Source organism: Rossellomorea sp. NS-SX7 (assembly GCF_052828565.1).
Map to the genome: position 1 here is coordinate 3,836,349 of NZ_CM128249.1, position 25,991 is coordinate 3,862,339.

The window sequence follows — 25,991 nt, forward strand, 5'->3', positions numbered from 1 at the left end:
TTAAAAATGTTTTACTTTCTTATTCAATAGTATACCGAAAAAGTCCTGCTCATGACTTTCATCATCCAAGCTTGCTTCCCCGCTCTCCTCCGATTACAGTATAGAAGCAGGGTACTACCCACGATTGTATCAAAATCAAAGATAAGGAGCGAATCATAATGCCTTACGTTACCGTTAAAATGCTTGAAGGACGATCTGAAGACCAAAAGAAAGCCCTCGTCGAAAAAGTCACCCAGGCCGTCAGCGAAACAACCGGTGCCGCCGAAGACAAAATCGTCGTGTTCATCGAAGAGATGACAAAGGGACATTACGCTGTTGGCGGGAAGAGATTGAGTGATCAGTAGTTCTGTAAATGTGAAGCTCTGAAGTTATTGCTTTAGGGCTTTATTTCTTTCCCACCATATGTATGATTGAACCGTGTCAATTGAATATCTATGCTTTTCTGCAATAGACTCCATACTTTTGCCATTTTGATAATCACGGATAACAGAATGGTATTTTTCCTTTCGCTTATATAACCTGTGATTATGACTCACTCTACTGCCACTTACTCCTAATATTTCACCGATGGCTCTATAAGTTTTCCCCTCTTCTCTTAACTTGTTCACTAATAGCTCTCTCTCCGTAAAATCTAAATTCATATATTCTTCCTCCTGATCATTAGAAAATAAAAAGACCGCCCTTCCCACAAGAGCAGCCCTTCATCCAATTATTATTGAACAACCTTAATTTTCTTCAACCCGTCGATATATGCGAAAGCCTCATCAATTTCTTCTTCCGTGTACTTCTGCTTGCTCTTAAGCGTAAATACCTTCTCGCAAACTTCCTCTTTAGTAAGATTATCAAAATATAAAACCGTAGAAACAAGCTCCAAAAAGCGTGCAGACTGGCCGTTCATATCCGTGAGGCAGTCCTTCAGGGACGGAATATCCTTTTCATAGATGGAAAGGAAGTCTTCCCCTTCTTTCGTGACGGTGTAGCGATATTGGTAGTAGCCGCCTTTTTTCTCCCGCACTTCCGAGATGAAGCCCATATTGCAGAGCTCCTCCACGCGCAGGGTCAGCTCTTCTGAGTAAGGGCCGTAGAAATGAAATTGGAATTTTTCCTGAAACGGAAAGGTCAGCTTCTTGGCGATGAAGATCATTTTTTGAAGCTTCTTCCTTCCCACCACTTCACCGGACGCTAAAAAGGCACTCATCAGTTTTGCATGTTCTTTCAACAATGTACGTCATCTCCTACTCCTAGTATTGCGTTTAGCAGATTCTCCATTGGCATTGGTGTCCCGGCTGCTTTTGCGTGGTTATCCATTCGTTGACGTGATAAAAAAAGAAGTCCGCTAAAAAGGCACATTCGTCCTCACTGCGGTGTCCGTATTTCCGCAGCAGTGCCTACAGCTTTCCTCCGTCCAATCAACAACATGTTAACAGCGCCTCTAAAAACAGCACTCTTCTAAGATAGTTCCAGAATCGTCCTTATCTGTCTCTTTATATTCTTCTTCGTTGATTCGTCGTATAGTAAATCCACTGGATAGTATAATTTATGGTCCGTTCTGCGCTTGCCCGAGATGGAATCCACGATATCCGATTCCCTCGAGAGCTCCCGAAGTTCGTCATTCTTCATTAAAAGATGGATCGGAAGGCGTTCCTCTTCCTCTCCTGGCCGGTAAAAATCGTATGGAAGGTCCGAAGATGAGTCGACCACAAGATAATAGTCGGGATCGATCCCCGCTTTTTTAAACAAGGTCTCAAGCTCACTGTGCTTCTTGTATTCCTTTGCCGGATCGAATTCGACGTACTTAAAGAGATTGCGATTCATGAATCTCTCGCATAAGTCCTTTAGAATCCTGTCCTCTTCTTCCTGCCAAATCTGAAAATAATACATGATGACCGATTCATCGAGCTTTAAGTAATCTTCAAGTGCAACATCCCCTGTGAAAAGGGAGTAAAAATGAAGGGGCTTCTGTTTGAAAGAGTATCCCGTTTCATGAAGTTCCTTTGCTCTATGTAAGATTTTCGTCAAGATGACCTCTGCACTGCGCGTCACAGGATGGAAATAAACCTGCCAGTACATCTGATAGCGGCTCATGATGTAATCCTCGACAGCATGCATCCCGCTCTGCTTGATCACGACCTGATCTTCACGAGGCCTCATCACGCGCAGGATCCGCTCCATGTCGAAATGACCGTAGCTCACCCCGGTGAAATACGCATCGCGCTGCAGATAATCCATGCGGTCGGCATCGATCTGACTTGATATCAGGCTCACGACAAGCTTGTTCTCATACGTCTTCGCGATGACCTCTGCGACATGCTTCGGAAAATCCTTCCCTACTTTGGAGAGGACCCCATTCACTTCCGTGTCGCCCAGAATGATCGCCTGCGTAAAATGCTCATGGTCCAGGTGGAACACCTTTTCGAAGGAATGTGAAAAAGGTCCGTGGCCAAGGTCATGAAGCAGTGCGGCACAAAGCGACAGCAGCCTTTCATCCTGATCCCACTCGGGTCTTCCGTCAAAGACATCATCGACGATACGTCGGATGATTTCATACACCCCGAGGGAATGGTTGAACCGGCTATGTTCGGCACCGTGGAAGGTCAGATACGTCGTCCCGAGCTGCCTGACCCGTCTGAGGCGCTGGAACTCCTTCGTTCCGATGAGATCCCAAATCACGCGGTCCCTTACATGAACATACCGATGAACAGGGTCTTTGAATACTTTTTCTTCATGTAATTTCTGCTTGGAATACTCCATCTTTTACCCTCTTCCTAAACTAGCATATTTCTATTATAGCGACTTTGTACCCGGTCTTCATCTCGAATTTTGTCGAAAAAAATATAAAAATGTCCCCTAAACAAACCATGCCGGGCACTTCATCCGCCTCAAAAAAATTTCAGCCATTTACACCATCTTGACAAAACATTTACCTTTTTAACTAATTCTCTATCCCTTAAATAGTTTCCTTTAAATAGTAAACATAAACCTCCCGATCCACCGCCATTTAACACGGTAAAGCACCGAGGGACGGGCGTTTAGCGGTTAAAAGGGGAAAAGAAAAAACTCCCTAATAGGAAGTTTGTTGAAACACTCACTTATTTCTTTAGTTTCTTTTGGATCTTTTCCATCAATTCTTCTTCCGTCAATGCCGCTAGCGGACGATTATTCACAAAGGCGAATGTCTTTTTACGTCCTGGACCACAATAGGACTGACAGGCGATATCGATCGGCGCGTCCGGGTCCATCTCTTTTAATTTCGGAATCAAAGTCTTTAAGTTTACGGCCTGACAATCATCGCAAACCCGGAATTCGTTTGCCATCTGTCAACAACCCTTTCTATCTATCGAATCATTATTTTAATAAACATCGATTTATAGAATACAGTTTTCTGCAAGGATTTGCAAGAGAGTGTCGTTTCCAGGTTGTGGTATCTTGTCCCCTCAATTCCTGATTTATAGATGCTTTTGAGAAATGTGGCCTTTCAATAAAAATAGCGGTTGTCGCCATTGTCTTAACCGAATCCAGCGTTTGATTGGAGTGCAAGACGAAGACTCCTTTCAGAAAAGCGGAAGGGCTTTGCTCAGAGGCGTGTGGCATAAGACGAATCGGCCACGAAGGCGTACTTTGCCTTCTTGGTCGGTTTGGCTTATGACATGTGCCTCTAAGCCCTGCAGCTAGACAGTTAACCCCTTCGAAGACGACAGAGGAGGCTCACGGGCTACCCGCGGAAAGCGAAGTCTTCCACGGAAATCAAAAAGCGGTAATTGAAGGAATGAACAACGAAACTACCAACTTCAAAAAATTTTTAACATATTCGTATAAAAATCTATAAATCTGCCCATCCTTTTATCAACGAGTCATTTAAGTAAATTATGGGAGTTGAGATGAGAATGATGAAGACAAGACAGGATGCCTGGACTGACGAAAATGATTTGCTATTAGCCGAAACCGTTTTACGTCATGTACGCGAAGGGAGTACACAGTTAAACGCGTTTGAAGAAGTCGGGGATAAACTGAACCGCACATCCGCAGCCTGCGGGTTCCGCTGGAATGCAGTGGTCCGCCACCAATACGAAAAAGCTTTGCAGCTGGCCAAAAAACAGCGCAAACAGCGCCACCGCCTGCTGGGGAAAGATCAGGGCGGAAAGAAAAAGCTATTATACAAGCCGCCTACACCTTCATTTGATGAGCTGGATGCTATGTCTCTATCAATGGAGGAAGCGGAAGAAGAAATGGAATTCCAATTCGAGGATTATGTACCTGCAACTGAACAGCTTTCACAAAGTTCCAGCAAGCAGGAAGTGGAAGTATCCGAAGCTTTGGAAGAGCAGTCCGTTGCCCCGCAGGCACCAGCCGGCAAACATATGGTGAACCCATCCGGTCTCCGCGGTGAAGTCACACTTGAAAAAGTGATCGCATTCCTGCAGAACATGGCGCAATCCAGCGTAAACTCGGATATCGTAAAAATCGAGAATCAGAGATTGAAGCACGAAATCGCTGAGATTAGAAGAGAAAACAAAGAGCTTGAAAAGAAAGTCGCCGAGCTAGAAACCAACTCGGTCACAATGCAGGAAGACTACGAAACACTTATGCAGATCATGAACCGCGCCCGCAAGCTTGTCCTGTTCGATGAAGAAGGCGAAGCGAAAGCACCGCGCTTCAAGATGGACCGCAACGGGAACTTAGAGAAGGTCGCAGAATAAATTTAGTAGTGAGCCCCCCTTTTAATAGGGTTCCCAAGTCAGTATGCTTTTTGTAAGAAAAGGTGTACTGGCTTTTATTTTGATGCGTGGCGCCTTTGTTGAGGGGATTTTCTGCTCATTTCAAGGTAAGCTCAAACATTAAGGGCGGAATCCAGATAGCTATGGGCGATTTTTTGAATATAAGGGCGAAACAGATTCGCTAATCCCCTATATACATACCGAGGTATAAACCCAAAACCTTTACCTAATCCCACTAACTCCAACCTCAAATTCTACCACTCTCCAGTTCCGTCACCCTATCCATCCGAAAATCGCACTGATAGTGAGCAAAAAAGCCAATTCCCCCGTTTCAAAGGCACACATAAAAGTTTCAATTTTTCACCAAACGCTATCAAAAAAAGACCAAATGCGCCCACTGGCCATTTGATCTTATCACTGCTTATTCACCTAATACCTTTTCATTCCGTACTACCACTCTTTGATAATACGTTTCATACATCGCATACTCCCCACCCTGCAGGGCACTGGAGTATATATCACCGCTGAAAGATTTCAGCGACTGCAGGAACCGGAGCATCACATCCTGCACGGATAACTCCACGCCGAGCAGTTCTGATAATGAAGCCATCACCTCAGGCTGAATGGACGGAAACGTGAATTTCGTCTGTTCACCTTTAAGCCCCGTTTCATAAAACTGTCGGATCAATTCCGCCCGCTCGGAGCCGCTCCCATTGACACACAAATAGATTTGAACCGCCACACCGTTCCGGATACGACGCTGTGAGATCCCGGCAAACTTCCGGTCACCGATGCTTAAGTCATAGCTCCCAGGACAGTACGACTGCGTGATTTCCTTCGCTTCCATCTCTACATCGAAATCCTTGAACATCTCCTGAACAAGCAGCCACATGGCATCGTAGCCTCTATTGATATCGATGCCCTTCTCCGAATCAGGGAATACCAAAGACAAGTTCAGAACGCCTTCATCCAGTACGACCGCCAAACCTCCGGAGTTCCGCACAATATATTGATAACCCGCTTCCTCCAACACGCTTAACGCCTCGGAAAGAAACGGCAATTTCGTATCCTGTATACCAAGCACCACCGTCTGATGATGGACCCACGAACGGGCAGCCGGATCGGACTCGCCCGCTCCCACAGCCGTGCATAGCGTATCATCCATTGCAAACGACTGCAGCGCACCAAACATCGGCCCGAGACTCGACTGATCGATCACCCTCCACCGTTCCTGACGGAGCAGTGCATATGCTTTTTCCTTATCCATAACGCTTCTCCTTCACTGAAAACATGCGGGTTCATTATACCATAAAATGCGGGCGGGTTTTGAGAGTGGATGGGGGATTGGTACGTGGGGTCTGGTGCCAGGAACAATGACCCTTAATTGTGCCTGGCACACATCGCCCTCCCCGAGCCAGGCTCAGATCTCCACTTTTGAGCCTGGCTCAACCCGGCCAAAACGAGCCTGGCTCAGTTTCCCCATTTTGATCCAGGTACCACCCGCCGGTTGATGAATGTGAGGTATACCTGGTACAAATCAGTCCGCTCGTACCTGGTACAATTCCGCATACGTGTACCAGGTACACTCCAACCTCTCTGTACCTGGTACAAACCACCGCCAATGTACCTGGTACACACGTCACCTCCACCAAAAAAACCACAAAAAAAGCCGGACCCCCATTAAGAGTCCAGCTTCCCTCCAACACTCATTACAACGCCTGAGCAGCCGTAATCAATGCTAGTTTATATACATCTTCCTCATTGCATCCGCGGGAAAGGTCGTTCACAGGAGCGTTCAATCCTTGAAGGATCGGCCCTACTGCTTCGAAGTTTCCTAGGCGCTGAGCGATTTTGTAGCCGATGTTTCCGGCTTCGAGGCTAGGGAAAACAAATACGTTCGCATTCCCTTGGATGTCTGCACCCGGCGCTTTTTTCTCAGCAACGGATGGGACGAATGCCGCGTCGAATTGGAATTCGCCGTCCACTGTAAGCTCAGGGGACTTTTCTTTGGCAATCTTCACTGCTTCGACGACTTTTTCTGTTTCAGTAGATTTTGCTGACCCTTTTGTAGAGAAGCTCAACATTGCTACACGCGGGTCGATGTCGAACATATCGGCAGTTTTTGCACTTTCAACCGCGATTTCAGCAAGGTCCTGGCTGTCAGGGGAAATGTTGATCGCACAGTCGGCGAATACGTATTTCTCTTCTCCGCGCACCATGATGAACACGCCTGATGTCTTGCGCACGCCTTCTTTTGTCTTGATGATTTGAAGGGCAGGACGAACCGTGTCAGCCGTTGAATGGGCAGCACCGCTCACAAGTCCGTGTGCTTGTCCAGTGTACACAAGCATCGTTCCGAAGTAGTTCCCGTCAAGAAGGATTTTCTTCGCATCTTCTTCCGTCGCTTTCCCTTTACGGCGTTCAACGAAGCTTTTCACAAGGTCGCCCATGCCTTCAAATGAAGCAGGGTCAACCAGTTCACAGCCGTCAAGCTTCACGCCTGATTGTTCTGCAACCGCTTGAACTTCATCGACGTTCCCAACGACGATCGGAGTCAATACGCCGTCGCTAGCCAAACGGGAAGCCGCACGTAAAATACGTTCATCCTTACCTTCAGGAAAAACGATCTTCAATTCTTTGCCTTTGATTTTATCTGTAAGTGTCGTAAATAAGTTACTCAATAGAGGAACCTCCTTGATTTATACATATCCATTCTTAGAATACTCTACTCATATAGGAATTCAAGGAAAAGGGAAAATGTTATCGGTTTCATCTTTAAAGTCTTTGTTTTCAAAAAATTCCCCTTCGCCATCCATCCTTCCTATACCCGGTACACCATGTTAAAAACCCTTTATGTAACACCTTTTAGTGTGTTCCGTAAAAACGCTTCCTATCCCATAATTGTGCCATTTTCGCGACATTTGGGTTTCCCATTCTTCCTCTTTGACCAAACTATGATATAGTGAAATTGGAATAAGTACCTTAAGGAGTGATTGAACATGCCAGAACCAGCACAAACATTAGATGGATGGTATTCACTGCATGATTTCCGTGCGATGGATTGGACTTCATGGAAGATGCTTCCGAGTGAAGAAAGAGCAACGGCGATTGCTGAATTCCACCGTTTCTTAGATAAGTTGAACACGACTCAGGCTGCAAAAGAAGGAAGCCATGCCCTTTACACAATCGTGGGGCAGAAAGCGGACTTCATGCTGATGATCCTTCGTCCGACGATGGAAGAACTGAATGAGCTGGAAAACGAATTCAACAAGCTTAAAATTGCTGAATTCACGATTCCTACGTTCTCATACGTATCTGTCGTTGAGCTTGGTAATTACATGCCGACTGAAGGCGATCCTTATGAAAACCCTTATGTACAGGAGCGCATCTACCCGATTCTCCCTAAGGCGAAGCATGTCTGCTTCTATCCGATGGACAAGCGCCGCCAGGGCAATGACAACTGGTACATGCTTCCGATGGAGGACCGCCGTGAAATGATGAAGAGCCACGGCATGATCGGCCGTCAATATGCAGGCAAGGTAAAGCAAATCATTACCGGTTCTGTAGGCTTTGACGATTACGAGTGGGGCGTTACGCTATTTGCCGATGACGTTCTTCAATTCAAGAAGCTTGTATATGAAATGCGTTTTGATGAAGTGAGCGCACGCTACGGCGAATTCGGTGCTTTCTATGTCGGCAACCTATTAGAGGAAGAAGGAATTTCGAAGTTCCTTCACGTATAATCCTATAATTTAAACAGTCCATTTTGGGTGTCTGTCACGCCAAAGTGGACTGTTTTTTTGTTTTTTGAAGACCCCCGCTGTTGACTTCCATACAAGACATCGCTTTCCACGGGCTTAATAATTTTATTTTAATTCCGATATAAATATTTGGTTCTGCAAGTGGATTAATTTTTAAAATATCAGGGTAATAATAAAAGTCGCCGACTTATTACTTACCAGAAATATCAAGATGAAGAGGAGAAGGATAACATGGAAGAATACAACATTACACTAGAGTCAATTAAAGATCGAGTTAAAAAAGGCCGCATCACTGTGGAAGAAATAGAATGGTTGATTGCAAAGGCTGAAGAAACGAATAAAAAATAGACCGAAAGAACTCTCCCGGTCCACTAAATATTTTCTCTAAGAATATTCCAGCGTACCGGGAGAGGTCAATCTGAAGCTATATAAAAAGGTACTTAATCAAAGATACAACTTTCCACCACTCACATGATTTCAATCGTATTCAGCATCTTCAACATTCCCGGAACAATCCCTTCCGACTCCTCCGCATTCCTGTAATGAATCGTAAACTTCAACAACACACCATCCACTTCTTTTACAGCGATCGTTGTCTGCACCTCAGAATTGTGTGCATGCAGTAAAAATTTTGCCCCTTTGTAAAATGGCAGTGAATTCTCCGTTGGCAGTTCTGTAACCTTGCCCAGATTTCCAAGCTGTTCCTGCGCCTGTTTTTTCAGGGAACCGATTTCAGCACCGTAATCGATCACTTCGACTCTGGCAAAATAGTAATCGTCATTTGCGGATTGAAGGATGAATCTCCGCGGCTCTTCTGCTGTGTAATAGTACCCGGAATGACCTTATCGGCATCATATCCGGCAGTTTTGTCTGCTGTTATCTTATTGACCTTCAACACCTGACCTGTAAAAATACGGCTGCTTTTCAACCCGTTTCTCTTCTTCAGTTCTTCTACCGTCAATCCATATTTGCGGCTGATCGCCCATAACGTATCCCCCGGCCTGACTAATGCGAACGTTGGAATATCAAGCTTCTGCCCAATATAAATGGTATCTGATTTCAGCATGTTCACGTGTTTTAATTGTCCGACTGTCGTATGATTCTTTTTCGCCAGGCTCCATAACGTGTCGCCTTTTTTGACGGTGACCACTTTTCCAACCTGAAGCTTATCACCTGCATAAATCAAGTTTGATACCAGGTTGTTGCTCTCCTTGAGATGGTTCACGGTCATCCCATACTTTTGCGATAAGCTCCAAAGCGTATCCCCTTTTTGGATCAGATGAATACCCTCAGCTCCCGCACTGGATACACTCAGCGCCGTTATGGTCAAAGCCAAGGCTGCTGATTTGAACATGTTGTTTCTTTTCATAGTAAGTCCCCCATTATAATGTCTCTTGATGTTATTCTTACTCCATTAGACGACTGAAAAAATGGCAGGTTACGTGAAGATGAGCCCATTTTAAACATTGGGCCCGGTCACCGGGCTGGTGATCTCTCCGGTTTTCATCGCGAGCTTCTTTAATCTGCCCAATAATAAGAATATCTTTACATGCCCGGACATAGACATGAAATAGTGAGACAGAAAGCATCTTCTAAAGTGAGGTGGGAAGATGGCTGTTGTTCCTTTTAACGAGAAGGAAGTGAAGCTCCTCGCTCGATTGATGAGGGCCGAAGCCGAGGGTGATGGTCAGCTCGGAATGCTGATGGTGGGAAACGTCGGGATCAACCGTGTAAGGGTAAGGTGTCTGGACTTCAAGGATATCAATACGATTCAACGTATGGTGTATCAAAAGCCAGGAGGTTTCGAAGCTACACAAAAGGGTTACTTCTATCAACGGGCCAGGGAGAAAGATATCAATCTTGCCCGAAGGACGATAAGAGGAGAGAGAACACATCCTGCTTCAAATGCTTTATGGTTTTTCCGCCCGGAAGGAGGATGCCCTGCCAAGTGGTATAACCAAGCCAACTCTGGCCGCTTCAAATCACACTGTTTCTTCATTCCGACCAGAGCCGATTGTCCAAAAGCCTATTAACGTGTGAGACATCACTTCATCAAACATTATTAAAATTTATGTTTCTCAAGGAGGTATATCACTTGTCAAATCAACAATACAACCCTTATTACCAAGGGTATCAAGCGTATGATCCATATCGTCAATACTATGCAGGCGACATGCAGGGGCAAGTTCAGGGGCAGGCCCAGGGTCAATATATGCAGCCGCCTGCACAGCAAAACGCCCCAGCACCGTCACAGAACATTCCGGGCATGCTCCCTGTCGAGGAGTCCTATATCGAGAACATCCTTCGCCTGAACAAAGGGAAAGTGGCGACTGTTTATACCACTTTTGAAAACAACACCCAGTGGAATGCGAAAGTATTCAAGGGGGTCATAGAAGCTGCCGGACGCGATCATCTCATTCTAAGCGACCCTCAAACCGGAACACGCTATCTTATTCCGATGATTTATCTGGACTACATCACCTTTGACGAAGAAATCGAATATGAATATCCATTCAATGGGACCGGAATGACAAACTATTCCCCACGATAATCCCAGACTCAAGTGTTCAAAATCCAATTTTGAACACTTTTTACTTTTGAAGGCCCGCCCCTCGGTACCAGTGAGGGACGGGCTTCTTTTTAAAAAAACAAAAAGGCCGACTCCCCATGAGTCGGCCTTCCTTATCGTTACATCGTCTTCGCAGCAAAGATCACCAGCAGGATCCAGCCGGCAAGGAAACTCACTCCCCCGAACGGTGTGATCGCTCCAAGGATTTTGATGCCGGACAGGCTCAGGACATACAGACTTCCCGAGAAAAGAATGGTCCCGATCACCATCAGCCAGCCCGACCACGACAGCAGTGACGTCGGGGAGACAGTTCCCATCAAGACCCCGATGATGATGATTCCGATCGCATGAAACATTTGATACAGAACCCCTGTATTCCAAGTATCTATGTATTTCTTCTCGATCTTGCCTTCAAGAGCATGCGCCCCGAACGCCCCGAGTCCAACTGACAAGAACGCACTCAGCGCTCCGATGATGATGAATGTTTTCATGATTCTACTCCTCCGCTCGTATTGAATACTTATTAAATGGTGATGACGGGTAATGGAAATCCGCTCGAAGCAGAAATCCCGTCGATTTCACACGTTTACTAAAAATCAAATAGTGAATCCCCGTTTGCCCCATCGTCTGTTTCCAGCGGTTCTTCCTTCTGTATGGACACCGGTCTCTGGACAGGCTGTTGCTGCTCGGGGACGTATGGGACTGTCTGCTGCGACTGAACGGGCGCAGTGAAGCTCCCTCCCTGACTGTTCTCTTCAAGCAGGACTTCGCATAACACTTTAATCGAATTTATATGTTCACGAATCTGCTGGGATTTTTCCGCAGACTTCGCTTTAGCCAGTTCTTGTTCCATTCTCTTAATGACGCTTTGATGAGGAATATTCATCCCGGGCCTCCTTTCACTTCCAAGTGACGTTCGTTATCTACATCATAATCCTAATTGTAAATCGAAGAATAATCAAATATGTTCTTATGTTGATTTAGGCGCAAACTTCAAACACGGACTCCCCGATGACTGGAGGACGACCGTGGACGGCATCGCTTTTGTCTTGAATCCATACCCTTTGCATCCCCTGGGATGGGCGGGTTCCCATGTAGTATAAAAATAACGGCACTGAAAGCAGTTGATCCGCTTTTCATTTTTCAACAAACTCGCCTCCTGATTAGAAAAGTGCAAGCACCTTGTTCAGCCCCGGCAACGCTCTTGGTCGCTCTTCGACTTCAGATGATGACCGAAACGTCCCGACTGGAGCCGGTCATTTCTCTAACATGATAAAGATTAAACCCCCTCTCTCCAGGAAAGATCGAGGGGGTTCGGAAATGTTTCACGTGAAACAACTTTTCTTATTCAATGCACCAATCGATTTCTTCCATCCCTTGCTCTTTTAAAAATTGATTCGTCTTCGAATAGGGTTTGCTCCCGAAGAAACCACGGTGTGCTGACAGCGGGCTCGGATGAGGGGCTGTTATGATTTTGTGCCTGGACTCATCAATCAGTGCACGCTTACTTTGAGCCGGTTTCCCCCATAGCAGGAATACCATCGGCTTTTCACGTTCACTTAACAGCGTGATCACCTTGTCTGTAAACTCCTCCCACCCTTTGCCGCGGTGTGAGTGAGCCTTCCCTTCCTCGACCGTCAAGACGGTATTCAACAGCAGGACACCCTGTTCAGCCCATTTCACGAGCGAACCGTGCTGCGGGATTTCACATCCGAGGTCATTGTGAAGCTCTTTATACATATTGCGCAGGGACGGAGGCAGCTTGATGCCTTTTTTCACCGAAAAGCTGAGTCCCTCAGCCTGATTTGGCCCGTGATAAGGATCCTGCCCGAGGAGCACGACCTTCACATCCCGGTAAGATGTATGATGGAACGCATTAAAGATATCGTACATGGATGGATACGTCGCCGACGACTGATATTCTTCCTTTAGCCACTCTCTTAATTTCAGATAATAGTCTTTCTGAAGCTCTTCCCCCAGAACCTCAGCCCAATCATTTTCAAAAATAGCAGAAGACAATACAAGACATCCTTTCTAGTTCTCGTACGTGATGCTCACTTTATAGCCGAGTTGTTCGAAGAAGCCCGTTAAAGACTTTTCGGCATTTTTTTCTGCAGCCTGAAGCAGGCCTTGTTCAATCGCTTCCTGACTGATCAGATCCTTCGCCACTTCAGCAAGGGCGAAGCCTTCTTTCCAATCGACGTCACTCCTGAAAATCCCTTCCACTGAAAATGTTTTGATCTGTTCAGTATCAATGGATGGATCTTGAAGGATCTCAGCATGTGGAAGTATCAGTTGAATCTCTCTCTTCTCTTCATCTACCACTATATCGTTTTTATCGATCTGCTGTAAATCCACACCGGCGAGCACCGACCCCGGTACCACCATCAATAGCTTCCGCTTCGTACCCGGAAGATCGGCACTGATTTCTTTTCCAAATAACTGATTATCCTCCTGCTCGATGACCGCTTTCACAAAACCTTGGGCCGTCGCCAGCGAACTCATATCCTGAATGCGTTCAACAAACGAGCCTTTCTCTTCTGTAAAAGTGGAACCCGCAAGCCAGGAATACATGCCGATTGCAGTCCCGCCTGCCACCAAAACGATCAGAAGCAGCACGAGCAGGATCCTGTTTTTCCAAAACGACAGAGCCGTCGTCATCAACTTCCATGATTTCCTGTTGCTTCTGCTTCTATGATTAACAGCCACCGTGGCACTTGCTTCTCTTTCATTCGCTTTCAACTCTTCCAAAATCCCTTCCATCTGCCTGATCTTTTCATATTGTGTACTCAAGCCCTTCACCTTCCTTCCTTTTATTATAAGAAAATCTGTCGAATCTTGGAAACAATTATTCTCGCAAAAACAGTTACTAGATTATGGAAGTTTTGATCTGCTTACAGCGGGAAAAGCAAATACAAGATCAAATGAATTTTCAGGAGGTTGAGAATGTATGTATAAAGTAGAAGTCGTTGAAAATGTAGTGGGAGCAAAAACGAAAATTGAGACATTAACATCAGAAGGCTACACGAAAGAAGATATTTATGTCTTTGCACACGACAAACATCGTTCAGAGGATCTTACTGAAGGAACAGGCACGGAGTCGATCGGTGTTAAAGAACAGGGAATGATCGAAAGCATGGGGAATCTGTTCAAAAGCCGCGGAGACGAGCTTCGCGCGAAGATGAAAGCTGTCGGCATGAACCGGACGGAAGCCGATACGTACGAAGAAGAACTCGACAAAGGGAAACTCGTCATCGTCGCTTCCAAAGAAGCAAAAGCGAATAACGCAAATCCGTTCTAACCAATTGAAGGCCCGTCCCTCACCGTTAATGCGGCGGGGGACGGGCCTTCTTTTTATGAAAAAGTAAGAACATTTGTAATTACGCTTTCAGTATTATATTCTTTATTCAGACTGAATGGACACGACTATAGGAGGTAATCACCCATGACATTGAAAAAGACCCTTTCAATCGCAGGATCGGATACAAGCGGCGGAGCCGGTATCCAGGCGGACTTGAAAACGTTCCAGGAGCACGGAGTTTACGGCATGACCGCCCTGACGACAGTGGTCACGATGGACCCGAATAATCATTGGCATCACGCTGTTCACCCGCTATCAATCGATACGCTGGAAGCTCAACTGGAGACTGTTCTGTCCGTCGGGATCGACGCGATGAAAACAGGCATGCTCGGTACGGTCGAGATCATCGAGCTTGCCGCTAAAAAAATTGATCAATACGGCTTGGACAAAGTGGTGATCGACCCAGTTATGGTGTGCAAAGGGGAAGACGAAGTGCTGAATCCTGAAACAACAGATGCCATGAGAGAGCACCTTCTCAAGCGCGCAACGGTTGTGACACCGAATCTGTTTGAAGCTGGACAGCTTGCCCAGACCGGTCCGATCAAAACGGTTGACGGCATGAAGGAAGCCGCAAAGAAAATCCATGACCTCGGAGCGAAGAACGTTGTCATCAAAGGCGGCAAGCAGCTTGAACATAACAAAGCACTTGACCTCTTCTATGACGGCAGCGAATTCACTCTTCTTGAAGAAGAAAAAGTGGAAACGTCATACAACCACGGCGCAGGCTGTACGTTCGCAGCTGCCATCACATCCAACCTTGCAAACGGACAAGATGTGAAGGAAGCCGTAGAAAACGCAAAGAAATTTGTAACAGCTGCCATCAAGCATGGATTTAAGCTGAACGAATATGTTGGCCCTGTCATGCATGGTGCTTATAATCGTTTTGAGAAATAAAGTCTAGGCTGAGGTGCCAGGCACAGATCGGATGATTTGTGCCTGGCACCTTTTTGTATGTAGCGGTCGGAATGAAGAACTGGTGGATAAAGATTTTTCGACAACTGGCGCATTTAATTAAATTCCTGCGCAATTATCAAGAAAGTGGCGCATTTAATTAATAACCGGCGCAATAAACTCTAAAGTGGCGCAATTAATATTACTATATTAATATTCCAGTCTTAGGGTCTGTTTTCAAAGCATGCTCAGTTATGAATTTATAAAAAAAGCTCATTTTCTCCTCAGTAAAGGGAAATAAATCACAGAAAAACAAAGAAATTTGACAAAAACTTTTTAAACTGACGTTTGTTCCCACATCACCCACTGCATCTACCGACTCAGAAGCTCTGGACTCACCTCCCCACCCGAATCCGTTCTCCACCCATCGAAACAGACTTTTCGCAATCACTGAAGAACTTTAGTAAAATAGAACATAATATGTAAGAGTCTTTTCTGTACCTAAGGAGGAAATGGAATGGAACCGATTAAGATCGCTGACGCTCAAGGATTGATCAATCAATTCGCCCGTCAGGATGTCTACATACATTTGGAAACGACGAACGGAGCGTACGCCGCTCATTTCAACGAAGGCTTCTTCAACGCCGGAGCCTATATCCGCAACGCGAAAGTCAATTACGAGCACGGGAAAATCATCGGGGATGGCCCTTTCCGAGTAGGATTGAAGATTGAGATCGGCTGGATTTATGCCGAGGGCCTCACCCACTACGAGATGGATGAGCACGGCCGCCTGCTGATGGCAGGTCACGGTGCCGACGGGAAGCTTGCCGTAGCACTCGAGATCAGCCCCACTCCGTTTAATTAAGAAAGGAGAGACAAAAATGGAAAAAGAACGAAGAGTCCTTGTCATCTTTCCGCACCCGGATGATGAAGCATTCGGCGTGTCCGGGACGATTTCTACTCATATAAATAACGGTACTCCCGTTACGTACGCCTGCCTTACACTCGGTGAAATGGGCCGCAACCTCGGGAATCCCCCGTTTGCAACGCGGGAATCGCTGCCTCTCATCCGCAAGAAAGAGCTGAAAAAAGCAGCCGAAGCGATGGGGATCACGGACCTGCGCATGATGGGCTACCGCGATAAAACACTCGAATTTGAAAATGACGAAAAACTGGCGAATATGGTGACAGAGCTGATCAACGAACTTGATCCTTCCCTGATCATCAGCTTCTACCCGGACTACTCTGTTCATCCCGATCATGAAGCGACAGCACGGGCAGTCGTCCGTGCGGTGCGCCGACTTCCTAAAGAATCCCGTCCTAAACTACACTGTCTGGCATTCTCCAAGAACTGCCGGGAAGAGCTGGGCGAACCGGATGTCGTCATCGATATCACACCGGTGAGGGATCAAAAGATTGAAACGCTGAAAGCTCATATCTCCCAGACAGCCTGGATGCTGAAGGACCTTGAAAAAGGGCTGGAAGTGAACGACCCCGAAGCATTGAAATGGGTGACCACCGAAAACTTCTGGAACTACCAGTGGGATAACGATAAGGTGGATTGAGGCAAAAGCCTTTATTTAAAGGCAAAAAAGCCATTCTATTTTCAAATCTGAACGCATTTACTAAAGCATGGAACATCGGATGAATGTTTCATGCTTTTTTGTTGCAACAAAACCGGGTATTGAGCATTATTTTTTCAAAACTGGATGATATTTTTTCAAAAAGCTGAGTTATTTTTCAAAAACAGAATTATTTTTTCAAAAACGACCCATAATTTTTCAATAATAAAAATGAGTGATTACTCACTTTACAAATCCAGCCAAATAGATTATATTTTAAAGTGAGTAATCACTCACTAACAGATCAACCTTCCGAAAGGTGTGAGAAAAATGGATTCAATCATTCAATTAAACGATTTATCTAAATCATTTAAAACGCAGCATGTATTGAAGGATGTAACGCTTGATATCCGACCGGGTGAAATCTATGGTCTGCTTGGTCCGTCCGGTTCAGGCAAGACGACGCTGATCAAAATGATGATCGGCCTTGAGCTTCCTTCAAGCGGCAGTGTCACATTCAAAGGAAACAAGCTGAAAGCGAAAAAGTTGTACCCCTCGATCGGCTATATGGCGCAGTCAGATGCCCTTTATGAAGAACTGACGGCAAAGGAGAATTTATCTTTCACGGCTTCCCTTTACGGACTCAAAAAAGAGAAGCGTAAACAACAGATTGAAAAGGTGATGGAGATGGTCGACCTCCTCCCCCACCTTAATAAGCCAGTACACCAATATTCAGGCGGAATGAAACGAAGGCTGTCGCTTGCGATTGCACTCTTACATGACCCTGAGGTTCTTTTTCTTGATGAACCGACTGTCGGGATCGATCCTGTGCTCAGGAAGGAAATTTGGGATGGCTTCCATGCGCTCAAGGAGGACGGAAGGACGATCATCATCACGACACACGTCATGGACGAAGCAGAGCGCTGCGACAGGCTTGGCCTCCTGCAGCACGGGGAAATCATTTCGAGCGACACTCCGGATGCCATCAAAACGCAATACGGAGTGCATTCCATAGAAGATGTGTTTTTGAAAAATGGAGGTGTCATCCTTGAGAATTAACGGTTTCGTCGTTCGTATCATCAGACAGCTATTAAGGGATAAACGTACGCTTGCCCTCATGTTTTTGGCTCCCCTTTTAATATTGACGATGCTTTCACTTGTATTTTCTTCAAACGAATACGAGGCAAAGGTGGCCGTCGTCGACGTACCGGAGCCGCTTGAGGCTAAGCTGGACCTTGATGATTTTGAATCCTATGAAAACAAAGACAAGGCATTGAAAGCGATGAAGGATGGGGAATTGGATGGATATGTGACGTTCGATGACCCTGCCGCCCCGGAGATCGTCGTGGAAGGGAGCGACCCGGCGGTAAATGGGGCCGTGATGAAGAAGGTCAAGACTCTATTTCCTTCTCAATCTGCGAATCTATCAGATGGAGTGACGTTTTTATATGGAGATGAGGACATGGGCATGTTTGACTCGTTCGGGCCCGTCCTGCTTGGATTCTTTGTGTTCTTCTTCGTATTTTTAGTAAGCGGGGTTTCGTTTTTAAGAGAAAGAACAACTGGCACGCTTGAGAGGCTATTGGCCTCACCGATTAAAATTTGGGAAATGGTCGTCAGCTACGTCATTGGATTCGGGATTGTGACGCTCCTTCAGGCAGCACTCATTTCATGGTTTGCCATCTATATTCTCGACATGATGATGGCGGGAAGCTTCTTTAACGTATTGATTGTGATTGTGCTGCTTTCATTTACGGCTCTGACACTCGGAATATTGCTGTCCGCTTTTGCGAAGAATGAGTTACAAATGATGCAATTCATTCCGATTGTCGTGATACCGCAAATTTTCTTTTCCGGATTGTTCAACCTGGATACGATTTCGGAATGGCTCAGCTGGGTGGGACCGTTCACCCCGCTCTACTATGCAGCCAGTGCCCTGCGCGATGTGATGATCAGGGGATTCGAGTTCAGTGATCTGCTGTTCAACCTGTCAGTCCTTGCCGGATTTTCACTTCTGTTTATCACCCTGAATGTTGCAGCGCTGAAAAAATACCGTAAAATATAAGGTACAACGAATACGTTAGGGGTTTACGCATGTCTGAAGAAAAAGATATCTTTAAGCAATTATTCGAACAGGAAGAACCGTTTACGGAGAAGCAGCAGAAGATCGTGGAAGCAGCGATTGAGATGTTTGCCGAAAAAGGCTACGCGGCGACATCAACGAGCCAGATCGCCAAGAAAGCAGGCGTTGCCGAAGGGACCATTTTCCGGCACTACAAAACAAAGAAAGACCTGCTCCTTTCGATTGTTTCTCCTACCATGGCGAAATTGATTGCACCATTCGTGATCCGTGATATCAACAAAGTATTGGACGCCAAATACGAACGCTACGAAGATTTCCTGAAGGCGATGATCCTGAACCGCCAGGAGTTCTTGAAGGATAATATGACCGTCTTTAAAATCCTGATCCAGGAGATCCCGTTCCATCCCGAACTCAAGGAACAGTTCAAGGAACACATCGCCCAGAAAATTTTTGAAAAGTTCACATCCCTTGTCGGCCACTATAAAGAAAAAGGCCAGATCATCGACCTGCCTTCGCCGGCAGTCGTCCGCTTCTCTGTCACCAGCATTTTCGGCTGGCTGCTCGTCCGCTATGTGTTCCTGCCCGAAGCGGACTGGAATGATGAGAAAGAGATTGAGATGACGGTGCAGATGATCATGAACGGCGTTGGAAAAGAGTAATATAGAAGAGCTCCGGATTTGCGTCCGGGGCTCTTTTTTCCGGTCGTTTTGCGATGCGGCTTCACGGGTATCATACATTACATAGTAAAAGGAGGGATCATGATGAACTTTCCATTTCATGATAAAACGCTGGAAGGACAGCATATTCTGATTACCGGGGCGACCGGGGGCATCGGGTATGCCGCCGCAAAAACAGCCGTTGCTGCCGGTGCCCGCGTGACGATAACGGGACGAAATGAAGAAAAATTGAGTGAGCTGAAGCAGGCGTGCGGAGACGATAACATATTCGCGGTCAGGGCGGATCTGACTAAGCCGCAGGCGCGCGACCAGCTAGTTGATTCCGCCGCGAACGAATTCGGTCCGATTACCGGACTCGTCAATTCTGCAGGGGTCGGCGGCGGGGACATCGTTGAAAACCTGTCTGAAGATGACTTGCGGAACATCATGGAGCTCAATTATTTTTCTCTGGTCGAACTTACACAGCTCATATATAGAGGCATGAAAGATAAGCGGAATGGAGCGATTGTTAACATCGCCTCCCTTTCTGGACTCCGGGGCACTCACGGAAACTCGGCTTACAGTGCATCCAAGTTCGCGGTCGTAGGCTTCACTCAGGCGTTCGCCCTTGAGGCGGTCGAACACGGCGTGCGCGTCAATGCGGTGTGCCCGGGTTATGTCGACACTGAAATGGGCAGGAACGCCATCAAGTCCAAAGGTGAGCGCCATGGGCGCAGCTACGAGGAACAGCTGGAGCTTGCCAAGGAAAGCATCCCTTCCGGCCGGCTGACCTCTCCTGAAGAAGTGGCGAACACGATCGTCTATTTATTGAGTGACGCAGCCGGGAACATTGTCGGTGAATCCGTCAAGATCTCGGGCGGCAGTGTAATGCGATGATCATTGTGATGAAATCCCGCCGTCTTTAGTCAGCGGCGGTTTTTTTGTGCAACATGGGTCACCGTTTTGCGATGCGGCGGCCGTTTTTTGATGAAATGACTTACTTTTAGGCGGGTTTAGAAGGAATTACATCGAATTCGCGTGTGAAATCAGCGCCTGATTTACGTATATTATCAAAAACGAAGGATTTATTATCAAAAAACCAATTATATTATCAAAACCGAACACTTTTTTATCAAAAATCCATTTATATTATCAAAACCGAACACTTTTTTATCAAAAATCCATTTATATTATCAAATCACCTCGCTACCCTGCACGCTGAACCCCACGGCCAAATCCCCTGCCCTCCCGGCTCAAAACACCGCCACACTAACTAATTCTCCCACCATAGGAAAAATTAGTGCATTCCACCCTTCATAAAAAAACGGTTCTATGGTTTAATGAATAGTACATTGGAACGATATTAAACCAAGAGGTTGTCATTTTTTTGATGAAGGTTTCTTTATATACTAAAAGCAGGAATAGCATCCGCCGCTTTTTTTTTAAACATTTAACCGAACATACGTTCTAATGGTGGTGAAAAAAATGGACTCATTAAAAGAGAGATTTTATCGTATCTATCCGGATTTAAGAGGAAATAAAGCAGTTGAATCGTTTATGGCCCGGCCCGAACACCAGGAACTTTTGAAAGAATTTTTGACGTCGCCAAGTGCTTCGGCAGAAGATGGCCTGAATGAGGCATTCAAGGCTCATTATTTTGGCATCAGGTTCACTTCTTATGTAAGTTCATCCCTCTATTTTCATAGCGTCAACTTTGATAAAAAAATCCGTCTTCACCGCGGCAGGCAGCTGCTGACACTCGATCAGCCGCTCGGCGGTGATGAAGACGGGACGTTTAAAGACATGATTGCAGACACTGAGGATCCTCCCTCCCTGCCCGAACAAAGCCTGGAAGATGCAATCAGTAATGAAACACTGCTGCATGCTTACAGAAAACTCACTGCCAGACAGCGTAGGATTCTTGATCTGGCGTACGTTGAAGAGTTAAGTGATACCGGCATCGCAGTCATGCTGCGGGTTTCCCAGCAGGCGGTTTCCAAATCCCACAGAAAAGCATTGGCTTCATTAAAAAAAGAATTAGAGAAAGGAGAACAAGAATGAACGCACTTTATGACATGGTAAAAGAAGCGCAGGACAACAGCCGCTATGAAGTGAACGTGGTGCATACCTTTGAGCCGAAAATTAAAAAGTCACTGCGTTTGACTCATCAGGAGAACAGGGAAGATCTTGAACAGGAACTCAGGATCAAAGTGATCGGGTATGTACGAAGCTATTCAATTGAAGATGTGCCCGGATTGTTTGATTTAACGAAGTAACAGTTGAACGGCCATGGCCTGACCGGACCCTTAACAGAAGATGAAGAAGGACAAGTAAACACGCCCCTCTCGTGTTTATTTGTCCTTTTTTTTGTATTACCGTCGGATTCGATCACCCTTCCTTAAAAGTTTTTAATGAAAGGTTGTGAATCCACTCCCCTCCTCTTCTTTATAAGGTGTAAGGCAAGCAAAACAGAGTAAGCACGGCAGGGATGGCCTCCCTTACTCTGCATCCCTTTTGGCTGTCTGACCAACAAAGCCCGTCCCGCAGTGCTTTCGGGACGGGCCTCCGAACTACTAATCTACTAAACCTGAGGGAGAGATGCTTTTATGAACTGGACTAGAACAATGAGAAATGGTGACTCCGGCAGTGATGTAAAGGAACTTCAAATCCGCGTTGCAGGCTGGGCTTCGGATTCTGCTTCACAGACCAAGGTAACGATCGACGGTGCGTTCGGTCCCGGAACGGAGGCAGCCGTCAAGCGATTCCAGCGCGCTTACGGGTTATCGGTTGATGGCGTTGCCGGCCCCCAGACTCACAATCAGCTCAATGCCCTTGAAAGCAGTGACGGATCTACCGCCAATTTCAATTTCAGTGAATTCCACTCTAAAGACGGCAGCGGTTTCTCTGGCGGGAAAGTCGGTTCATCGCAGGTAAAAGAAAATGTCCGCCGCTTGATGTACAAGCTGGAAGCCCTGCGCAAGAAACTTGGGAATGTTCCCATCACCATCAATTCAGGCTTCAGAAGCATCAATCACAACAGCAATGTTGGCGGGGCTTCCAACAGCATGCACACTTACGGAGTGGCGGCCGACATCGACCCATCAGGAAAGACGCCTTCCCAAACAGCCGAGATGGCAAAAACCTGCGGATTCAGCGGAATCATCAAATATAACACCTTTGTCCATGTCGACAGCAGGATTGAGTATCCATACGGCTCACAGTTCTGGTATTGGGCATAGAAAGGAGGACGATCAGTATGCCGAAGATTGTACTTGACCCCGGACACGGCGGGAATGACCCTGGCGCGACAGGAAACGGCCTGCAGGAGAAGCAGCTGACGTTGACCATCGCTTCAAAGGTCCAGACACTTCTTGAGGAACAATATATCGTCGATGCCATCTTGACGCGATCGACAGATACCTATGTCGGATTATCAGAGCGGGCCCAGTTTGCCAACGGGCTCGCCGCCGACTACTTCGTCTCCTTCCACCATAATGCCGGAGGGGGCACAGGGTTTGAAAGCTACGTTTATCCAGGCACGTCTGGAACGGAAACCGGGAGGCGGCAGGATGTCGTCCACGCTGAAATGATGGCATTTTATGCAGGCTACGGTCTTCGGGACAGAGGTCAGAAAGAAGCCAACTTCGCTGTGCTGAGGGAAACCGCGATGCCTGCCATTTTACTCGAAAACCTATTCATCGATCATACAGGCGATGCTTCTTATTTAAAAGATGCCGCGTTCATACAAGGATTATCCCAGTCCATTGCCTCAGGGATCGCAAAAGCAGTCAACCTTCAGCCTTAACCGGATCTCATTCCAGATACCCGGAGAGCATATATACATTTTCAAGGGAGGTCTCGCAATGGAATATTCTGTGTTCATTCAATTACTGGGCAATTTCGGTTTTCCGATTGCAGTCACTCTTTTTCTGCTCGTAAAGCTTGAGAAGAAACTTGAACAGCTCGAGCTTGCCATTCATTCATTATCCAATGCCTTTTCCAAACAGGCAGGTAAGGCCGACGCTGATAAATAGCAGCAAAGGAGAGGGTGCCGACGTGGCTCCCTCTCCTTTGCTTTTTTGTAATAAAAAAGTACTGTTTTCAATGAATCTAGTACTTTCAAACACTCAGTTTGTCCCTCTTCATCATAAGAAATAAGAGGAGGTGAAATAGTTGAAAAAAATCATATTGTTTGCCGATACCGGCATTGATGATGCCATTGCTTTGATCTATGCCATTAAGAATCCCGACATCGATTTGATGGCCGTCGTTGCAGGCTGGGGGAACACGGACCGCGACAGGAGCGCACGTAATGCTGCCTATCTATTAAAATTGGCCGGCCGCTCTGGTGTCCCCGTCATTACAGGAAGCACCAGGCCTTTAAACGGGGAAACACCGGTCTTCTTCCCTGAAATCCATGGCGAAGAAGGACTCGGTCCCATCTCTCCCCCCATGCCGCAGCAAGCATTTCGCAGGCGCACAAATTTCGGCAGGTTGTTCCGTTTGATCAAACAGAACCCTGGTGACATCACGATTGTGAATGTCGGCAGGTGTACGTCCCTGGCCTTAGCCTGGTATCTGAGCCCAGATGTGATGAAACTGGTGAAGGAAACCTACATCATGGGAGGGGCCTTTTTAGAACCCGGCAACGTCACCGAAGTGGCTGAAGCGAATTTCTACGGAGATCCGCTTGCCGCAGACTTTGTTTGTCAACATGCTCCCGCTCTCACCATCATTCCCCTCAATGTCACCCGCGATGCCTTACTGACTCCCGCATTGACAGACTTCATCGACAGCCGTGCAGAAACCCCTCTTCAGCAGATCATCAAACCGATTCTTGACTTTTACTACGATGCCTATCAGGAGCTTGAACCCGGAATCGAAGGCACACCTCAGCATGATCTGGCCGCCGTAATGGCTTCTCTCAACATTCCCGGTATGTTTTCTTATGTAAAAAAGAGAGTGAAGGTTGAAGATGAAGATGGTTATGCCGAGGGGCTCAGTATTGCCGATTTTCGCCCCGGCGTCCCCGAATGCAGCGGCGCGGGATGTGCAAGAATCGCTTCAAGTCTGGACATTGAGCTCTTTACAGCGAACATGCTGGATATTTTGACAAGACCATGACGCTGTGTCTGCTCGTCTCTTGATATAGTACTTGCGGGATTCTTCCCAGAAACCCAGGACAAGCTCTAACAGAACGCAAAAAGCCTTCCCCTGTACTCTCTTGGGGAAGGCTTTATTCATCCTATTCTTCCAACGTCAAAGAACCCAGATCCACTTTATAAAGCTTGTCATCATTCTCCTTCGGGATCCCCCTGCCGTCCGTGTTATTCGATACAAAATAAAGGGTATCCCCTTCCACCAGCACGTCCCGGACCCGGCCGAACCCATCAATCAGGGTCGTAACCTCCCTCGTCGCAGGGTCAAAGAGTTTGACACTCTGTCCGCCCAGGGCTGCAAATACAAGCTGGTCCTCCCAGAAATCCGCTCCCGACGGCGCCCAGGAAGGTTCACCTGAATTGGCAAGGGGCGATACCATACCTTCTGATGTTTCGTCACCGGTGATCTCAGGCCAGCCATAATTCTTCCCGGCCTGCAGGAGGTTGACCTCATCATAGCCGTTCGGACCATGCTCTGTTCCATACAATGCCCCATCATCATTCCAGGCAAGGCCTTGAGGATTTCGGTGGCCATACGAATAGACAGGAGAGTCTCCGAACGGATTGTCAGCCGGGATGCTGCCGTCCAGGTTTATCCTCAGGATTTTACCGCCAAGGAAAGACAGGTCCTGTACTTTTTCTTCCTGGGTCGCATCTCCCGTTGTGATATAGAGCTTTCCGTCCGGCCCGATTTTCAGCCGGCCCCCGTGATGATACTGTGCCCCGCTTGGGATTTTATCGAGGAGGACCTCCGTTTCATCCCACGCATCCTCTGACCTTTCGAGTACAACCACCCTGTTATAAGGCGTCCTGTCCCCGTCATTATAGGTATAGTAGGCGAAAGCCTGATGATTTTCACTGAAATCCGGGTGAAGGACCAGCCCCATGAAACCTGCTTCAGGTTGACTGGCAAGAGGTTTGGAGAGGTTCACTTTCACCTCATTCTTCCTGCCGTCCTTGATTTCAACGATGCCGCCGGTCCTTTCCGTCAGATAGAAATCCTCCCTGTCCTTCACAATCGACCAAGGAATGGAAAGATTTTCGGCCAGCACTTCATGTTCGGTCTCACGCTTACTGACTGACTCGCTCTTTTCTTCCTGTTGTCCTCCGCATGATGTGAGAATGAGCAGAAGTCCGATCGTTACTGCCAATCTTTTTTTACATAAAATAGATCTCATCGGCCACCGGCTCCCTTTTCATTTTTTCATCAGTATGAACAAACTTTGAGGCGTTC

At 46.7% G+C, this 25,991-nt stretch carries 32 protein-coding genes; 19 read left to right on the top strand and 13 right to left on the bottom strand.

Annotated elements, in window-relative coordinates; all coding sequences use genetic code 11:
- The first annotated feature begins 158 nt into the window (after positions 1–158).
- Positions 159–344, top strand: a complete 186-nt coding sequence (locus ACUXV2_RS18930) for a 2-hydroxymuconate tautomerase (RefSeq protein ID WP_224875841.1) — start codon at positions 159–161, stop codon at positions 342–344.
- Between the two features lie 24 nt (positions 345–368).
- Here the strand turns inward: ACUXV2_RS18930 and ACUXV2_RS18935 are convergent, their stop codons facing one another.
- The 4 genes from ACUXV2_RS18935 to ACUXV2_RS18950 all read right to left on the bottom strand — a co-directional run bounded on the left by ACUXV2_RS18935 (position 369) and on the right by ACUXV2_RS18950 (position 3,314).
- The gene (locus tag ACUXV2_RS18935; protein ID WP_446244697.1) at positions 369–641 is read right to left on the bottom strand and encodes a hypothetical protein; all 273 of its coding nucleotides are present in this window, start codon (positions 639–641) and stop codon (positions 369–371) included.
- A gap of 71 nt (positions 642–712) precedes the next feature.
- Positions 713–1,222, bottom strand: coding sequence for a YwgA family protein (locus ACUXV2_RS18940; RefSeq protein WP_446244698.1), 510 nt, complete (start codon positions 1,220–1,222; stop codon positions 713–715).
- A gap of 227 nt (positions 1,223–1,449) precedes the next feature.
- Positions 1,450–2,751: an HD domain-containing protein gene (locus ACUXV2_RS18945; protein ID WP_446244699.1), complete on the bottom strand. Its 1,302-nt coding sequence runs from the start codon at positions 2,749–2,751 to the stop codon at positions 1,450–1,452.
- Positions 2,752–3,089: 338 nt separating this feature from the next.
- Entirely contained in the window at positions 3,090–3,314 is a 225-nt protein-coding gene (locus ACUXV2_RS18950) for a DUF1450 domain-containing protein (RefSeq protein ID WP_446244700.1), read from the bottom strand.
- Between the two features lie 573 nt (positions 3,315–3,887).
- Between ACUXV2_RS18950 and ACUXV2_RS18955 the strand changes: the two genes are divergently transcribed.
- Positions 3,888–4,697, top strand: a complete 810-nt coding sequence (locus ACUXV2_RS18955) for an RsfA family transcriptional regulator (RefSeq protein WP_446247112.1) — start codon at positions 3,888–3,890, stop codon at positions 4,695–4,697.
- A 439-nt stretch (positions 4,698–5,136) separates the two neighbouring features.
- Here the strand turns inward: ACUXV2_RS18955 and ACUXV2_RS18960 are convergent, their stop codons facing one another.
- On the bottom strand, positions 5,137–5,982 hold the full coding sequence (locus ACUXV2_RS18960) for a lipoate--protein ligase family protein (RefSeq protein ID WP_446244701.1): 846 nt from the start codon (positions 5,980–5,982) through the stop codon (positions 5,137–5,139).
- 442 nt (positions 5,983–6,424) lie between these two features.
- Positions 6,425–7,396 (bottom strand): phosphate acetyltransferase, encoded by a 972-nt coding sequence (pta, locus tag ACUXV2_RS18965; RefSeq protein ID WP_446244702.1) that lies wholly within the window; start codon positions 7,394–7,396, stop codon positions 6,425–6,427.
- Positions 7,397–7,714: 318 nt separating this feature from the next.
- Here pta and hemQ point away from each other — a divergent pair, with 318 nt between their 5' ends.
- Positions 7,715–8,458, top strand: a complete 744-nt coding sequence (gene hemQ / locus ACUXV2_RS18970) for a hydrogen peroxide-dependent heme synthase (RefSeq protein ID WP_446244703.1) — start codon at positions 7,715–7,717, stop codon at positions 8,456–8,458.
- Between the two features lie 485 nt (positions 8,459–8,943).
- Here the strand turns inward: hemQ and ACUXV2_RS18975 are convergent, their stop codons facing one another.
- Both ACUXV2_RS18975 and ACUXV2_RS18980 read right to left on the bottom strand, forming a co-directional pair.
- Positions 8,944–9,228 (bottom strand): hypothetical protein, encoded by a 285-nt coding sequence (locus tag ACUXV2_RS18975; RefSeq protein WP_446244704.1) that lies wholly within the window; start codon positions 9,226–9,228, stop codon positions 8,944–8,946.
- Positions 9,225–9,845 carry a LysM peptidoglycan-binding domain-containing protein gene (locus tag ACUXV2_RS18980; protein ID WP_446244705.1) on the bottom strand — a complete coding sequence of 207 codons (621 nt, stop codon included), beginning with the start codon at positions 9,843–9,845 and terminating at the stop codon, positions 9,225–9,227. The genes ACUXV2_RS18975 and ACUXV2_RS18980 overlap by 4 nt, the downstream gene beginning before the upstream one ends.
- Before the next feature lie 241 nt (positions 9,846–10,086).
- Between ACUXV2_RS18980 and ACUXV2_RS18985 the strand changes: the two genes are divergently transcribed.
- Both ACUXV2_RS18985 and gerQ read left to right on the top strand, forming a co-directional pair.
- Positions 10,087–10,509: a cell wall hydrolase gene (locus ACUXV2_RS18985; RefSeq protein ID WP_446244706.1), complete on the top strand. Its 423-nt coding sequence runs from the start codon at positions 10,087–10,089 to the stop codon at positions 10,507–10,509.
- Positions 10,510–10,571: 62 nt separating this feature from the next.
- A complete protein-coding gene (gerQ, locus tag ACUXV2_RS18990) occupies positions 10,572–11,027 on the top strand; it encodes a spore coat protein GerQ (RefSeq protein ID WP_446244707.1) in 456 nt (151 codons plus the stop codon).
- A gap of 137 nt (positions 11,028–11,164) precedes the next feature.
- On the opposite strand, the gene ACUXV2_RS18995 is transcribed toward gerQ, so the two are convergent.
- The 4 genes from ACUXV2_RS18995 to ACUXV2_RS19010 form a co-directional block, all read right to left on the bottom strand.
- The gene (locus tag ACUXV2_RS18995; protein WP_446244708.1) at positions 11,165–11,536 is read right to left on the bottom strand and encodes a DUF423 domain-containing protein; all 372 of its coding nucleotides are present in this window, start codon (positions 11,534–11,536) and stop codon (positions 11,165–11,167) included.
- A 98-nt stretch (positions 11,537–11,634) separates the two neighbouring features.
- Positions 11,635–11,931: a YwdI family protein gene (locus tag ACUXV2_RS19000; RefSeq protein ID WP_446244709.1), complete on the bottom strand. Its 297-nt coding sequence runs from the start codon at positions 11,929–11,931 to the stop codon at positions 11,635–11,637.
- 458 nt (positions 11,932–12,389) lie between these two features.
- Positions 12,390–13,064, bottom strand: coding sequence for a uracil-DNA glycosylase (locus tag ACUXV2_RS19005; protein ID WP_446244710.1), 675 nt, complete (start codon positions 13,062–13,064; stop codon positions 12,390–12,392).
- A 15-nt stretch (positions 13,065–13,079) separates the two neighbouring features.
- Complete coding sequence (locus tag ACUXV2_RS19010; RefSeq protein WP_446244711.1) at positions 13,080–13,847, bottom strand: DUF4230 domain-containing protein; 768 nt, start codon at positions 13,845–13,847, stop codon at positions 13,080–13,082.
- A 148-nt stretch (positions 13,848–13,995) separates the two neighbouring features.
- Between ACUXV2_RS19010 and ACUXV2_RS19015 the strand changes: the two genes are divergently transcribed.
- The 14 genes from ACUXV2_RS19015 (at position 13,996) to ACUXV2_RS19080 (ending at position 24,722) form a co-directional block, all read left to right on the top strand.
- On the top strand, positions 13,996–14,346 hold the full coding sequence (locus tag ACUXV2_RS19015) for a general stress protein (RefSeq protein WP_446244712.1): 351 nt from the start codon (positions 13,996–13,998) through the stop codon (positions 14,344–14,346).
- A gap of 144 nt (positions 14,347–14,490) precedes the next feature.
- On the top strand, positions 14,491–15,300 hold the full coding sequence (gene pdxK, locus ACUXV2_RS19020) for a pyridoxine/pyridoxal/pyridoxamine kinase (protein ID WP_446244713.1): 810 nt from the start codon (positions 14,491–14,493) through the stop codon (positions 15,298–15,300).
- A 514-nt stretch (positions 15,301–15,814) separates the two neighbouring features.
- Positions 15,815–16,162, top strand: a complete 348-nt coding sequence (locus tag ACUXV2_RS19025) for a YojF family protein (protein WP_175989955.1) — start codon at positions 15,815–15,817, stop codon at positions 16,160–16,162.
- Positions 16,163–16,178: 16 nt separating this feature from the next.
- The gene (bshB2, locus tag ACUXV2_RS19030; protein WP_446244714.1) at positions 16,179–16,862 is read left to right on the top strand and encodes a bacillithiol biosynthesis deacetylase BshB2; all 684 of its coding nucleotides are present in this window, start codon (positions 16,179–16,181) and stop codon (positions 16,860–16,862) included.
- A 327-nt stretch (positions 16,863–17,189) separates the two neighbouring features.
- Positions 17,190–17,918: an ABC transporter ATP-binding protein gene (locus ACUXV2_RS19035; RefSeq protein ID WP_446244715.1), complete on the top strand. Its 729-nt coding sequence runs from the start codon at positions 17,190–17,192 to the stop codon at positions 17,916–17,918.
- Positions 17,908–18,924, top strand: a complete 1,017-nt coding sequence (locus tag ACUXV2_RS19040) for an ABC transporter permease (RefSeq protein WP_446244716.1) — start codon at positions 17,908–17,910, stop codon at positions 18,922–18,924. The genes ACUXV2_RS19035 and ACUXV2_RS19040 overlap by 11 nt, the downstream gene beginning before the upstream one ends.
- 29 nt (positions 18,925–18,953) lie before the next feature.
- Positions 18,954–19,601: a TetR/AcrR family transcriptional regulator gene (locus ACUXV2_RS19045; RefSeq protein WP_446244717.1), complete on the top strand. Its 648-nt coding sequence runs from the start codon at positions 18,954–18,956 to the stop codon at positions 19,599–19,601.
- Positions 19,602–19,703: 102 nt separating this feature from the next.
- Entirely contained in the window at positions 19,704–20,495 is a 792-nt protein-coding gene (locus tag ACUXV2_RS19050; protein WP_446244718.1) for an SDR family NAD(P)-dependent oxidoreductase, read from the top strand.
- A gap of 588 nt (positions 20,496–21,083) precedes the next feature.
- Entirely contained in the window at positions 21,084–21,659 is a 576-nt protein-coding gene (locus ACUXV2_RS19055) for a sigma-70 family RNA polymerase sigma factor (protein ID WP_446244719.1), read from the top strand.
- A complete protein-coding gene (locus ACUXV2_RS19060) occupies positions 21,656–21,874 on the top strand; it encodes a hypothetical protein (RefSeq protein ID WP_446244720.1) in 219 nt (72 codons plus the stop codon). The genes ACUXV2_RS19055 and ACUXV2_RS19060 overlap by 4 nt, the downstream gene beginning before the upstream one ends.
- A gap of 330 nt (positions 21,875–22,204) precedes the next feature.
- Positions 22,205–22,837 (top strand): D-Ala-D-Ala carboxypeptidase family metallohydrolase, encoded by a 633-nt coding sequence (locus ACUXV2_RS19065; RefSeq protein ID WP_446244721.1) that lies wholly within the window; start codon positions 22,205–22,207, stop codon positions 22,835–22,837.
- Between the two features lie 17 nt (positions 22,838–22,854).
- Entirely contained in the window at positions 22,855–23,403 is a 549-nt protein-coding gene (locus tag ACUXV2_RS19070) for an N-acetylmuramoyl-L-alanine amidase family protein (protein WP_446244722.1), read from the top strand.
- A 58-nt stretch (positions 23,404–23,461) separates the two neighbouring features.
- The gene (locus tag ACUXV2_RS19075) at positions 23,462–23,632 is read left to right on the top strand and encodes a YvrJ family protein (RefSeq protein ID WP_446244723.1); all 171 of its coding nucleotides are present in this window, start codon (positions 23,462–23,464) and stop codon (positions 23,630–23,632) included.
- A gap of 139 nt (positions 23,633–23,771) precedes the next feature.
- Positions 23,772–24,722 (top strand): nucleoside hydrolase, encoded by a 951-nt coding sequence (locus ACUXV2_RS19080; protein WP_446244724.1) that lies wholly within the window; start codon positions 23,772–23,774, stop codon positions 24,720–24,722.
- Positions 24,723–24,843: 121 nt separating this feature from the next.
- On the opposite strand, the gene ACUXV2_RS19085 is transcribed toward ACUXV2_RS19080, so the two are convergent.
- The gene (locus ACUXV2_RS19085) at positions 24,844–25,935 is read right to left on the bottom strand and encodes a PQQ-dependent sugar dehydrogenase (protein WP_446244725.1); all 1,092 of its coding nucleotides are present in this window, start codon (positions 25,933–25,935) and stop codon (positions 24,844–24,846) included.
- Positions 25,936–25,991: the final 56 nt, after the last annotated feature.

Bases quoted from the DNA above. Each gene is read 5' to 3' on its own strand.
- ACUXV2_RS19000 (WP_446244709.1), bottom strand. From the start codon at position 11,931: ATGAATATTCCTCATCAAAGCGTCATTAAGAGAATGGAACAAGAACTG.
- ACUXV2_RS18930 (WP_224875841.1), top strand. From the start codon at position 159: ATGCCTTACGTTACCGTTAAAATGCTTGAAGGACGATCTGAAGACCAA.
- ACUXV2_RS18995 (WP_446244708.1), bottom strand. From the start codon at position 11,536: ATGAAAACATTCATCATCATCGGAGCGCTGAGTGCGTTCTTGTCAGTT.
- ACUXV2_RS18980 (WP_446244705.1), bottom strand. From the start codon at position 9,845: ATGAAAAGAAACAACATGTTCAAATCAGCAGCCTTGGCTTTGACCATA.
- ACUXV2_RS18955 (WP_446247112.1), top strand. From the start codon at position 3,888: ATGAAGACAAGACAGGATGCCTGGACTGACGAAAATGATTTGCTATTA.
- hemQ (WP_446244703.1), top strand. From the start codon at position 7,715: ATGCCAGAACCAGCACAAACATTAGATGGATGGTATTCACTGCATGAT.
- ACUXV2_RS19060 (WP_446244720.1), top strand. From the start codon at position 21,656: ATGAACGCACTTTATGACATGGTAAAAGAAGCGCAGGACAACAGCCGC.
- ACUXV2_RS19055 (WP_446244719.1), top strand. From the start codon at position 21,084: ATGGACTCATTAAAAGAGAGATTTTATCGTATCTATCCGGATTTAAGA.
- ACUXV2_RS19035 (WP_446244715.1), top strand. From the start codon at position 17,190: ATGGATTCAATCATTCAATTAAACGATTTATCTAAATCATTTAAAACG.
- ACUXV2_RS19070 (WP_446244722.1), top strand. From the start codon at position 22,855: ATGCCGAAGATTGTACTTGACCCCGGACACGGCGGGAATGACCCTGGC.
- ACUXV2_RS19015 (WP_446244712.1), top strand. From the start codon at position 13,996: ATGTATAAAGTAGAAGTCGTTGAAAATGTAGTGGGAGCAAAAACGAAA.
- ACUXV2_RS18985 (WP_446244706.1), top strand. From the start codon at position 10,087: ATGGCTGTTGTTCCTTTTAACGAGAAGGAAGTGAAGCTCCTCGCTCGA.
- ACUXV2_RS19045 (WP_446244717.1), top strand. From the start codon at position 18,954: ATGTCTGAAGAAAAAGATATCTTTAAGCAATTATTCGAACAGGAAGAA.
- bshB2 (WP_446244714.1), top strand. From the start codon at position 16,179: ATGGAAAAAGAACGAAGAGTCCTTGTCATCTTTCCGCACCCGGATGAT.
- pdxK (WP_446244713.1), top strand. From the start codon at position 14,491: ATGACATTGAAAAAGACCCTTTCAATCGCAGGATCGGATACAAGCGGC.
- ACUXV2_RS19085 (WP_446244725.1), bottom strand. From the start codon at position 25,935: ATGAGATCTATTTTATGTAAAAAAAGATTGGCAGTAACGATCGGACTT.
- ACUXV2_RS18935 (WP_446244697.1), bottom strand. From the start codon at position 641: ATGAATTTAGATTTTACGGAGAGAGAGCTATTAGTGAACAAGTTAAGA.
- ACUXV2_RS19025 (WP_175989955.1), top strand. From the start codon at position 15,815: ATGGAACCGATTAAGATCGCTGACGCTCAAGGATTGATCAATCAATTC.
- ACUXV2_RS18950 (WP_446244700.1), bottom strand. From the start codon at position 3,314: ATGGCAAACGAATTCCGGGTTTGCGATGATTGTCAGGCCGTAAACTTA.
- ACUXV2_RS18945 (WP_446244699.1), bottom strand. From the start codon at position 2,751: ATGGAGTATTCCAAGCAGAAATTACATGAAGAAAAAGTATTCAAAGAC.
- ACUXV2_RS19065 (WP_446244721.1), top strand. From the start codon at position 22,205: ATGAACTGGACTAGAACAATGAGAAATGGTGACTCCGGCAGTGATGTA.
- ACUXV2_RS19050 (WP_446244718.1), top strand. From the start codon at position 19,704: ATGAACTTTCCATTTCATGATAAAACGCTGGAAGGACAGCATATTCTG.
- ACUXV2_RS18960 (WP_446244701.1), bottom strand. From the start codon at position 5,982: ATGGATAAGGAAAAAGCATATGCACTGCTCCGTCAGGAACGGTGGAGG.
- ACUXV2_RS19075 (WP_446244723.1), top strand. From the start codon at position 23,462: ATGGAATATTCTGTGTTCATTCAATTACTGGGCAATTTCGGTTTTCCG.